Below are 9,310 nucleotides of genomic sequence, written 5' to 3'. Positions count from 1 at the left end.
CGCCATAATGATTGCAGAACTGCCCGTCCTCCGACATCAGCACGGATTGCACCAGAACCGGCGCGATGTCGTCGAAGGCGACCCATTGCCGGTCATAGCCGGAAAGCGCCCGCGCCATCATCAGCGTCGACACAGGGTGGACGAAGGCCGGACGATAAAGCGGCAGCAACAGGTAGGGCAGCAGCAGCAAGACGGCAAGTGCGAGCAGGGTGATGCGAAGCCAACGGCGGAAAAGACCCCTTCGCGGTGCCTTGTCCTCCTCCAAGTCCGGCGTCTCGCCCATATATCAACCAACCCTCATGAATGCCCGTCTCTCCATAGCGCGAAAACGGCTTGCTTGAAAAGAAGGCTGCGGCCGGATCATTGCGGCTTGAACGGCGCCGGGCGGCGTGCCAAGACAAGCCCATGACCGCACACTTGTTCACCGACCGTCTTGATGATGCCCGCGCCCGCGTCGAAGCCTGCCTCGAAGGGCTTCTCGGCGCCGATCCGCTTGAGGGCGAGACCGCGCGACCGTCAACCCTGATGGCGGCGATCCGTCATGGCGTTCTCAATGGCGGCAAGCGCTTCCGCCCGTTTCTGGTGATCGAAGGCACGCGGCTCTTCGATGGTCCGGAAGAGGCCGCGCTCAGGGTCGGCGCGGCGCTGGAATGCATCCACTGCTATTCGCTGATCCATGACGATTTGCCGGCCATGGATGACGACGATCTTCGGCGCGGCCGCCCCACCGTGCACAAGGCCTTTGACGAGGCGAGCGCGATCCTTGCCGGCGACAGCCTGCTGACGCTCGCCTTCGACATCATCGCCGATGACCGGACCGCCCTTGCCCCCGAGGCTCGGCTGAAACTGGTCGCCGCCCTTTCCCGCGCGGCCGGCATCGGCGGCATGGCAGGCGGCCAGGCGCTTGACCTGGCGGCGGAGAAATCACCGCCCGACGAAGACGGTATCGTCATGCTGCAGGCGATGAAGACCGGCGCGCTGATTCGCTTCGGGGCGGAGGCGGGCGCGATCATCGCGGGCGCCGGCGAGGAGGAGCGCGTGCGGCTTCATCGCTACGGCGCGGTGATAGGCCTTGCCTTTCAGCTTTCAGACGACCTTCTTGACCTGACGGCGGATGCTCAAACCATGGGTAAGGCGACCGGCAAGGATGCCGGGCGCGGCAAGGGCACGCTTGTCGCCCTGCACGGGCCGGAATGGGCGGAAAAGCGGCTCGGCGCGCTGGTGGCGGAGGCGGAAGAACTGCTGTCGCCCTTTGGGGAAAAGGCCGAAACTCTGGTCGAGGCGGCCCGTTTCGTAGCCAGGCGGAGATATTGAAATGACAGCCCCGATCGCGATTACCCGCAACGGCCACCGCACCTGGCTGAAATGGCATTGCGGCAAGCGCTTTCCCGCCGACACGCCGTTTTCGCGCGCACGCATCGTCGAGGGGCTGAAGGCAGGCGCCAGCAGCGAGGTCGACCTGCAGCTGACCGCCGACGGCGCTCTGGCGGTGCTGCATGACGAACTGCTGGAGCAATCGACCACCGGCGTCGGCCCGGTCGTCAAGGCGAGCGCCGATCAGGTCCGCGCCGCGCGTCTTCTCGATCCCGAAGGGCGCGATACCGGCGAAGGCGTGATGCTGTTTGATGAACTGGCGCGGCTGGTGGCGACCAGCGCCGCCGCCGACAGCGCCATTCTGCAACTCGACCTGAAGGAAGAGCTTGCCGCTTTCACGCCGGAGAGCATCGCCCGTTTCGGCGAGGCCGTGCGCCCGGTAGCCAGCCACATGATCCTGTCCGGCGGCGATGCGGCTGCGGTGAAGCGGCTTGCCGAGACCACGCCCGGCCTTGCCACCGGCTATGATCCCTGCCTTGACGGGGCGATGGAGCGGGTGATGGAAAACGGGCGATACGTCGATTTCGTCGCCGAAGCGCTTCAGACCGCGCCTGACGCGCGGATGTTCTATCTCCACTACGAACTGGTTCTTGCTGCAGCAGACGCCGGTTTCGACATGATCGCCGCCTTCCACGATGCCGGAAAAACGGTCGATGCCTGGACGATCAGGGTCGCCGATGCTGCCGGCCTTGCCCATGCCGAAAAGGTGCTGGCGCTGAAGGCCGACCAGATCACCACGGATGATGCCGACGGGCTGTTCGCGGCGTTCGGGTAAGCGCGCTCAACAGCCGATCTGTCCGCGGATGCGTCTGACTTCGGCGAGCGACCGGCAGACGTTCTCGCAAGGGATGCCGTCATTGTCACCGTCGGCGCGGCGATAGCCGTTGCACCATTGCCTGACGGCTTCTGCGCAGCTGGAGGCCCGAGCACAGCTCCAACCGGCGGCCTGTTCGATCGGCAAAACGGCCGGCGTCATCGGTTCGGACATCGGAAAGGCCGGGTTCACGGGCGCTCCGGCAAAAGCCAGAACGAAGAGAAGCAGCATGGTCTGCGGATTTCTCATGGGCCTGCGGTCTCACTCCCGTCCCGGCAGAACCCGGTTCGGCGGGCGGTGGCCATCGAAGAAGGTGCGGATATTGATGATCACCTTGTCGCCCATGTCGATCCGGCTTTCAAGCGTGGCGGACCCCATATGCGGCAGGAGCACGGCCTTGCCCTTTTTCGCCAGGTCGAGAAGGCGCGGATTGACGTTCGGTTCGTTTTCGAAGACGTCCAGCCCGGCGCCGGCAATCCGGTCTTCCTCCAGGCATTTGATCAGCGCCTCCTCGTCGATCACGTCGCCGCGCGCGGTATTGACGATATAGGCCTCGGGGCGCATCAGCTGCAGGCGGCGGGCAGAGATCAGGTGATAGGTCGCCGGCGTCGACGGGCAATTGACCGAGACGATATCGACGCGGGCGAGCATCTGGTCGAGGCTGTCCCAGTAGGTCGCTTCCAGCTCGGCCTCCGTTTCCGGGCTGATGCGGCCGCGATTGTGATAATTGACGGAAAGCCCGAAGGCCTTGGCGCGGCGCGCAACCGCCGTGCCGATGCGGCCCATGCCGACAATGCCGATGCGCTTGCCCCAGATGCGCCGTCCGAGCATCCAGGTCGGGCTCCAGCCCTGCCATTGTCCGGGCTCGGCGCGCGAAAGGAAGCCCGCGCCCTCGGCAAGCCGGCGCGGCACGGCAAGCACCAGCGCCATGGTCATGTCGGCGGTGTCCTCCGTCAGCACGTTCGGCGTGTTGGTGACGGTGATGCCCTTCTTCGCGGCGGCATTGACGTCGACATTGTCCACCCCGTTGGAGAAGCTGGCGATCAGCTTCAGCCGCGGGCCGGCCTGTTCTATCAGCGTCTTGTCGATCCGGTCGGTCAGTGTCGGCACCAGGACATCCGCCCGGGCCATGGCATCGGCCAGTTCGTCGCGCGAAAGCGGCCGGTCGTCGCGGTTCAGCGTGACCGAGAACAGTTCCTGCATGCGCGCCTCCACCGGCGCGGGCAGCTTCCGCGTGACAAAGACTTCGGGTTTCTTCGGATGGGTCATCGTTTACAGCTCATTAAACATGTCGGGCGATAATGCACATATTGCAGGCTTTTTTCCACCTGAAGCGGAGGTGAGGGGGGCGAAATCGGCGTTGCGGCCCGAAGTCCGCCGTGCGGGTGGCCCTGAGAGGTCCTGCAAGACCCCTCAGGGGGCAGATTTTCAAGGGAATGCCATGCGTCGTATCGTCAGTCTGGTCCTCAGTGCGCTCGTCGTCCTCGCCGTCGTCATGCCGGTTTCCCCGGTCCATGCGCAAAGCGAGCGGCGCGGGGCCTCCGGCGCGCCTTTGCCTCGCTTTGCCATCATCAAGCCGGATCGCGCCCGCATGCGCGTCGGCCCCGGCTTCAACTACGCCACCAAATGGATCTACAAGCGCCCCGGCCTGCCGGTGGAGATCATCGAGGAATATGCCGTCTGGCGCCAGGTGCGCGATGCCGACGGCACGGAGGGCTGGATGCATGTCTCGGTGCTGTCATCCGTGCGCAACGCCATGGTCGCCCCCTGGCTGCGCGGCAACAGCGCCGAGGAAACCTATCTCGACGTCAAGGCCAGCGGCAATGATTCCGCCCGTGATGTTGCCAGGCTTGAACCGGGCGTGATCGTCCACCTTTCCGAATGCGACGGCACCTGGTGCGAGCTGGAGGTCAAGGGCGTTTCCGGCTACATGCACCAGAACGATCTCTGGGGCGTCTATCCCAACGAAGTGTTCCGATAGGCCGCCGTTTCAGGCGCTTTCAGGCCTGGTCGTCAGCACCATGTAATTGACGTCTGTGTCCTTCGAGCGGTTCCAGCTATCGGTCAGCACGCTGTAGAACACGCCCTGGCGCTCGACAATGTCCATGCCGGCGGCTTTCAGCGGCTTTTCGACTTCTTCCGGGCGCACCAGCTTTTCATACTGATGGGTGCCGGGCGGCAGCCAGCGCAACACGCGTTCTGCGGCGAAGATCGCCAGCGCCCCGGCTTTGAGCGTGCGATTGATGGTGGCGACGAACATCATGCCGCCGGGTCTGACCAGCGAGGCGCAGGTGGTCAGGAAAAAATCCACGTCGGAAACATGCTCGACCACTTCCATGTTCAGCACGATATCGAACATCTCGCCGGCTTCCGCCAGGGCTTCCGCCGTCGTTGCCCGGTAGTCGATCTCAAGCCCGGATTCGGCGGCATGGGTTGAGGCGATGCCGATATTCTTTTCCGCCGGATCAATGCCGGTGACGCTCGCGCCCATGCGCGCCAGCGGTTCGGCCAGCAGCCCGCCGCCGCAACCGACATCGAGGATGCGAAGGCCGGCGAGCGGCCGCGCCGACTTTTCGTCGCGGGCGAAATGGGCAGACGCCTTTTCGCGGATATAGGAAATGCGCACCGGATTGAACTTGTGCAGCGGTTTGAACTTGCCGGTCGGGTCCCACCACTCGGCCGCCATCTTCGAGAACCACTCGACCTGGCTGTCGTCGATTGTCGTCTTTTCGGCGTTGGTCATCGATCTGATCTCCGGTGTGGCGAGCGGCATTCAGGGCCGCTCATTCATGTGTTGCTGCGCATACAAGCCCGGAGGGAACTCCGATCTCAAATCGCTTGCATCTGTTATCCGCTTATAGAAGCGGGCGAGGTCAGCGGCAAGCAAGTCCGGCGCTTTCTGCACTCTCGCTCCGGGCACCCGGCCCGTATTCTTCAGATGTAAGGCGGATTCCCGCGTTTCCAAGCCCGCGCCCGCGCTTCGGGCAAACGCGAAACGGCCCGGACAAGGCCGGGCCGTGTGCAGAGTTGTCGCCAACATGAAGGAGAGGTCAGGCGCGGATGACGCCGCCGGTCGCCTTTTCGACATTGGCGACGATTTTCTTGGTCAGCGCCTCGAAATCCTCATCCGTCAGCGTGCGATCGCTCGGCTGGATCGACACTTCGATCGCAATCGACTTCTTGCCCTCGCCAAGGGACGCGCCGGCGAACACGTCGAAGACGGTGACGCCGGTAATCAGCCTGCGATCGGCGCCGGCCGCAGCCCGCTCGATCGCCGCCGCCTCGACATCGCGATCGACGACGAAGGCGAAGTCGCGGGTGACGGCCTGGAAGGGCGAAAGCGTCAGCGCCGGCTTGGTGCGCGTCGGCTTCCTCTTCGGCTCCGGCATGGCATCGATGAATATCTCGAAACCGGCAAGCCTGCCGGAGACATCGAGCGCTTCCAGGACCTTGGGATGGAACTCGCCGAAATGGCCGAGCACGATCTTCGGACCCATCTTTATGGTGCCGGAACGACCGGGGTGATACCAGTCCGGTCCGCCGGCGACGATCTGGAGATTGCCCACCGGCACGCCGCAGGCCTCGATCACGGCCAGCGCATCGGCCTTGGCATCGAACACGCCGACCGCGCGACCGGCGCCGGTCTCTCCGTTCGACCACATCCGGCCGGAGCCCGAAAGCGTTGCCGTGCCGCGCCGCACGCCGCCCGCCGCCCGGCGCTGGCCTTCGGGCCTGTCGTTCTCATAGGTCGCGGCGACCTCGAACAGGGCGACATCGCCGTGGCCGATGGCCGCATTGCGCTTCGCTGCTGCCAGAAGGCCCGGCAGAAGAGAGGGGCGCATATCCGACATGTCGGCGGCAATCGGGTTTGAAAGCTTCAGCGAAGGCGCGCCGCCGCCGAAAAGCCTCGCCTGATCTTCCGGAATGAACGACCAGGTGACCGCCTCCAGCATGCCGCGCGCGGCAAGTTCCCGCCGCGCGGAACGCGAGCGAATCTGCAGCGTGGTCAGGATCTTTTCGTTGACCGCGCCTGCTGACGGCAGGGCCTCCGGGCTGATCTTGTCGACGCCGAAAATGCGCATGACCTCTTCCACGAGATCGGCCTTGCCCTCCACATCCGGCCGCCAGGACGGAACCGAAACGGCAACGGTCTCGCCGCCGCCCTTAACAGAAAATCCGAGCCGGGTGAGGATGTCGCGGCTTTCCTCCGCCGAAACGTCAAGGCCGGTCAGCCGCTTCGCCTCGGAGATGGGGTAGTCGATCACCCTCGGTTCGTGGCTCTCGTAACCGGTGACGGTCTTTTCGCTCGCCGCGCCGCCGCAGATCTCCAGCACCAGTTCGGTGGTGCGTTCCAGCCCCGGCACCATATATTCCGGGTCGACGCCGCGCTCGAAACGATAGCGCGCATCGGTGATGATGCCGAGGGTGCGACCGGTGCGGGCGATGTTCATCGGATCCCACAGCGCCGATTCGATCAGCACGTCGGTGGTGGTGTCATCGCAGCCGGAATGCTCGCCGCCCATGATGCCGCCAATGGACTCCACGCCATTGTCGTCGGCGATGACGACATTGTCATGATTCAATTCATATTCGCGCTCATCAAGCGCCAGGATCTTCTCGCCGGCCTTCGCACGGCGCACCGTCAGCCCGCCCTTGACCTTGGCGGCGTCGAAGACATGCATCGGCCGGCCCTGATCGAAGGTCATGTAATTGGTGATGTCGACCAGCGCATTGATCGGGCGAAGGCCGATCGCGAGCAGGCGCTGCTGCATCCATTTCGGGCTCGGGCCGTTCTTCACGCCGCGCACCAGACGCAGCGCAAAACCGGGGCAGAGATGCTTGTCCTCGGCGGCGAAATCGAGCGTGAGGCTGACCGGCATGTCGCCCTCGGTTTTGAAGGAGGGCGCTTTCGGCGCTTTCAACGTGCCCAAGCCGGCGGCGGCCAGATCGCGGGCAATGCCGTGAATGCTGGTGCAGTCCGGCCGGTTCGGGGTCAGGTTGATCTCGATGACCGGGTCGTCAAGCCCGGCATAGGCGGCGAAGGACGCGCCCACCGGCGCATCCTCCGGCAGGTCGATAATGCCGTCGTGATTGTCCGACATGTCGAGCTCTTTCTCCGAGCACATCATGCCCTGGCTCTCGACGCCGCGGATCTTGCCGACCGACAGCGTCACATCGATGCCCGGTACATAGGTGCCAGGCCGCGCGAGCGCCCCGACAAGGCCGGCGCGGGCATTCGGCGCGCCGCAAACGATCGTGAGTGGCTTGCCATCACCGGCATCCACCGTCAGCACCTTCAGCCGGTCGGCATCGGGATGCTGCTTCGCCTCGATCACCCGGGCGATGGTGAACGGCCTGTAGGCCGCCTTGTCGTCGACCTCCTCGATCTCGAGCCCGATCGTCGTCAGCCGCTCGCAGATATCCTCAAGCGAGGCCTCGGTCTCCAGATGGTCCTTCAACCAGGACAGTGTGAATTTCATTGTCGTCTTCCTGTTATTCCGCCCGGACCATCCCCAGGCACATATGCTCACAACATCGCTACCAGACGGTTGCTCCGTCGGTTCATTCCCTGACCTCACCCCGCTCTGGGCGTCATCCTCGGGCTTGACCCGAGGATCCAGGCGCGTTTCCCCCCGACAGGCGTTTGCGCCAGACCCGCAACCTCCGCTCGCGTCGGAGGTGATTGGATGCTCGGGTCAGGCCCGAGCATGACGCAAATGGTATTTCATCAGGCCACTTCCCTCGGCTCAACCGCGTTCGGATATTTCCAGCCGCTCAGCATCCCGCGAACCGACAAGTCTTCGTCGACGTCCGGCCAATGAACGCCATCCAGCATCAGCTCGACATTGTTCCGCTCCGCCGGACTTGCAGCAAGAAGACGAGGATACCACCAGAGCGGCGTCACCACTTCGCGATCATCGGCAAGGCGCACATGCACATGCGCCGGGTCACACCAGGCAGCAACCGGTCGCTCATGTTCAGGATATGGATCCGAAGAAGTCATCCCATGCCTCCAGAAACTCAACCTTGTGTTCTTCAACCACAGACAGAATACGCTTCACATCGACGGTATTGAAGCCTTTGCATTCCGCCATCTCGCCGTAATGGAGCCAGACCTTGGCCTTTCCGCCCTGACCGGACGCATGAATATGCGGCGGCTCGCCCATGTCCGAACCGTAGAAATGGAAGCGTATGCAGTATTTCTTCAGAACGGTCGGCATCGCATTATTATGCCGCCCGCTCCGGCTCTTTGGCCCCAGGCATCTTTTGCCCCAGAAACATACTCTTCACCGAAATTCCCTCGTCGACCCGCGTCCACCAGATGCCCTCATACATCAGTTCAATATCGTTCAGCCCGGCCAGATCAAGCCCGTTCAGAAATGGATACCACCAGAGCGGGGCGGAGATCGCGCGACCGTCGGCGAGGGCGACATGCACTTCACCTTCGGTGCACCATGCCTTCACGGGACGCATGTCTTCGGTTTCAAATTCCAAAGAAGCCATTCCAAGCCTCCATCCATTCGTTTCGATGCTCGGCGACGACGCTCATGATCCGTTCAACCTCGCGTTCATTGTACCCAATGTTGCGGGCAACGGCCATTGTCTCCAGCCAGACCTTAAGCGACTTGTCATCCTTGACGACATGAATATGTGCCGGCTCGCCCTGGTCCAGAGCGTAGAAGCGGAACTTGCAGCCATGCCAGATCAGAAGCGTCGGCATCCCTTCCTCACGAATCCGCCCCGTGCCTGTATTCACCCAGCGTCTCCACCAGCCGGAACCGCTCGCAGATCAGTTCCATTTCCGGCTCGAATCCGCCGTTGCGGGAGAAATAGGCCTCGTGGCCCTCGCGCCAGTAGGCAAGCGACAGGTCGCCCTCGCCCTCGTCGCGGGCGAAATCCTCGTCGACCTCGTTAAACCGGCGGATGCTGACCTCGGTCGTCTCGATGACGGCGGCGGGCTTGCCGGCGCCGTCAAGCACCACATCACGGCGTCCGACCTCGGGCATCGGCTCTCCGGCCTCGGTCACGTCGCGGAGCGCGCCGCAGGTGGCCGTCTTCTTGCCCGAGAGCACCAGCGCCAGAAGCTCGTCCTTCAGCGCCGGCGTATCGCCGAACGCGAAC

General features: G+C 63.8%; 12 protein-coding genes and 1 pseudogene. 3 read left to right on the top strand and 10 right to left on the bottom strand.

Annotated elements, in window-relative coordinates:
- Positions 1-283, bottom strand: a pseudogene (locus tag AC5DC2_RS13880) (monofunctional biosynthetic peptidoglycan transglycosylase); the annotation flags it as partial.
- 122 nt (positions 284-405) lie between these two features.
- Between AC5DC2_RS13880 and AC5DC2_RS13875 the strand changes: the two are divergent.
- Positions 406-1,314, top strand: a complete 909-nt coding sequence (locus AC5DC2_RS13875) for a polyprenyl synthetase family protein (RefSeq protein WP_491698900.1) — start codon at positions 406-408, stop codon at positions 1,312-1,314.
- Position 1,315: 1 nt separating this feature from the next.
- Positions 1,316-2,149 carry a glycerophosphodiester phosphodiesterase gene (locus tag AC5DC2_RS13870; RefSeq protein ID WP_491698899.1) on the top strand — a complete coding sequence of 278 codons (834 nt, stop codon included), beginning with the start codon at positions 1,316-1,318 and terminating at the stop codon, positions 2,147-2,149.
- Between the two features lie 6 nt (positions 2,150-2,155).
- On the opposite strand, the gene AC5DC2_RS13865 is transcribed toward AC5DC2_RS13870, so the two are convergent.
- On the bottom strand, positions 2,156-2,437 hold the full coding sequence (locus AC5DC2_RS13865) for an excalibur calcium-binding domain-containing protein (RefSeq protein WP_491698898.1): 282 nt from the start codon (positions 2,435-2,437) through the stop codon (positions 2,156-2,158).
- A 12-nt stretch (positions 2,438-2,449) separates the two neighbouring features.
- The gene (locus tag AC5DC2_RS13860; RefSeq protein ID WP_024709973.1) at positions 2,450-3,457 is read right to left on the bottom strand and encodes a 2-hydroxyacid dehydrogenase; all 1,008 of its coding nucleotides are present in this window, start codon (positions 3,455-3,457) and stop codon (positions 2,450-2,452) included.
- 172 nt (positions 3,458-3,629) lie between these two features.
- Between AC5DC2_RS13860 and AC5DC2_RS13855 the strand changes: the two genes are divergently transcribed.
- A complete protein-coding gene (locus AC5DC2_RS13855; protein ID WP_491698897.1) occupies positions 3,630-4,169 on the top strand; it encodes an SH3 domain-containing protein in 540 nt (179 codons plus the stop codon).
- A gap of 9 nt (positions 4,170-4,178) precedes the next feature.
- Here the strand turns inward: AC5DC2_RS13855 and ubiG are convergent, their stop codons facing one another.
- The 7 genes from ubiG to AC5DC2_RS13820 all read right to left on the bottom strand — a co-directional run.
- The gene (gene ubiG, locus AC5DC2_RS13850; RefSeq protein ID WP_024709975.1) at positions 4,179-4,931 is read right to left on the bottom strand and encodes a bifunctional 2-polyprenyl-6-hydroxyphenol methylase/3-demethylubiquinol 3-O-methyltransferase UbiG; all 753 of its coding nucleotides are present in this window, start codon (positions 4,929-4,931) and stop codon (positions 4,179-4,181) included.
- Between the two features lie 307 nt (positions 4,932-5,238).
- A complete protein-coding gene (gene pheT / locus AC5DC2_RS13845; RefSeq protein ID WP_491698896.1) occupies positions 5,239-7,668 on the bottom strand; it encodes a phenylalanine--tRNA ligase subunit beta in 2,430 nt (809 codons plus the stop codon).
- Between the two features lie 248 nt (positions 7,669-7,916).
- On the bottom strand, positions 7,917-8,192 hold the full coding sequence (locus AC5DC2_RS13840) for a DUF2442 domain-containing protein (RefSeq protein ID WP_200335658.1): 276 nt from the start codon (positions 8,190-8,192) through the stop codon (positions 7,917-7,919).
- On the bottom strand, positions 8,167-8,409 hold the full coding sequence (locus AC5DC2_RS13835; protein WP_491698895.1) for a DUF4160 domain-containing protein: 243 nt from the start codon (positions 8,407-8,409) through the stop codon (positions 8,167-8,169). The genes AC5DC2_RS13840 and AC5DC2_RS13835 overlap by 26 nt, the downstream gene beginning before the upstream one ends.
- 7 nt (positions 8,410-8,416) lie before the next feature.
- Positions 8,417-8,692 carry a DUF2442 domain-containing protein gene (locus AC5DC2_RS13830; RefSeq protein ID WP_491698894.1) on the bottom strand — a complete coding sequence of 92 codons (276 nt, stop codon included), beginning with the start codon at positions 8,690-8,692 and terminating at the stop codon, positions 8,417-8,419.
- On the bottom strand, positions 8,673-8,909 hold the full coding sequence (locus tag AC5DC2_RS13825; RefSeq protein WP_491698893.1) for a DUF4160 domain-containing protein: 237 nt from the start codon (positions 8,907-8,909) through the stop codon (positions 8,673-8,675). Before AC5DC2_RS13825 ends, AC5DC2_RS13830 begins: the two co-directional genes overlap by 20 nt.
- Positions 8,910-8,916: 7 nt before the next feature.
- A partial coding sequence (locus AC5DC2_RS13820; RefSeq protein ID WP_491698892.1) for an ASCH domain-containing protein occupies positions 8,917-9,310 on the bottom strand: 394 nt, incomplete at its 5' end.

It is taken from the genome of Martelella sp., from assembly GCF_984369615.1.
The sequence above is the reverse complement of the archived record's forward strand: the minus strand, read 5'-3'. Positions and strand labels throughout refer to the sequence as shown.

Bases quoted from the DNA above. Each gene is read 5' to 3' on its own strand.
- AC5DC2_RS13860 (WP_024709973.1), bottom strand. From the start codon at position 3,457: ATGACCCATCCGAAGAAACCCGAAGTCTTTGTCACGCGGAAGCTGCCC.
- AC5DC2_RS13835 (WP_491698895.1), bottom strand. From the start codon at position 8,409: ATGCCGACCGTTCTGAAGAAATACTGCATACGCTTCCATTTCTACGGT.
- AC5DC2_RS13855 (WP_491698897.1), top strand. From the start codon at position 3,630: ATGCGTCGTATCGTCAGTCTGGTCCTCAGTGCGCTCGTCGTCCTCGCC.
- AC5DC2_RS13865 (WP_491698898.1), bottom strand. From the start codon at position 2,437: ATGAGAAATCCGCAGACCATGCTGCTTCTCTTCGTTCTGGCTTTTGCC.
- AC5DC2_RS13870 (WP_491698899.1), top strand. From the start codon at position 1,316: ATGACAGCCCCGATCGCGATTACCCGCAACGGCCACCGCACCTGGCTG.
- AC5DC2_RS13830 (WP_491698894.1), bottom strand. From the start codon at position 8,692: ATGGCTTCTTTGGAATTTGAAACCGAAGACATGCGTCCCGTGAAGGCA.
- pheT (WP_491698896.1), bottom strand. From the start codon at position 7,668: ATGAAATTCACACTGTCCTGGTTGAAGGACCATCTGGAGACCGAGGCC.
- AC5DC2_RS13825 (WP_491698893.1), bottom strand. From the start codon at position 8,909: ATGCCGACGCTTCTGATCTGGCATGGCTGCAAGTTCCGCTTCTACGCT.
- ubiG (WP_024709975.1), bottom strand. From the start codon at position 4,931: ATGACCAACGCCGAAAAGACGACAATCGACGACAGCCAGGTCGAGTGG.
- AC5DC2_RS13875 (WP_491698900.1), top strand. From the start codon at position 406: ATGACCGCACACTTGTTCACCGACCGTCTTGATGATGCCCGCGCCCGC.
- AC5DC2_RS13840 (WP_200335658.1), bottom strand. From the start codon at position 8,192: ATGACTTCTTCGGATCCATATCCTGAACATGAGCGACCGGTTGCTGCC.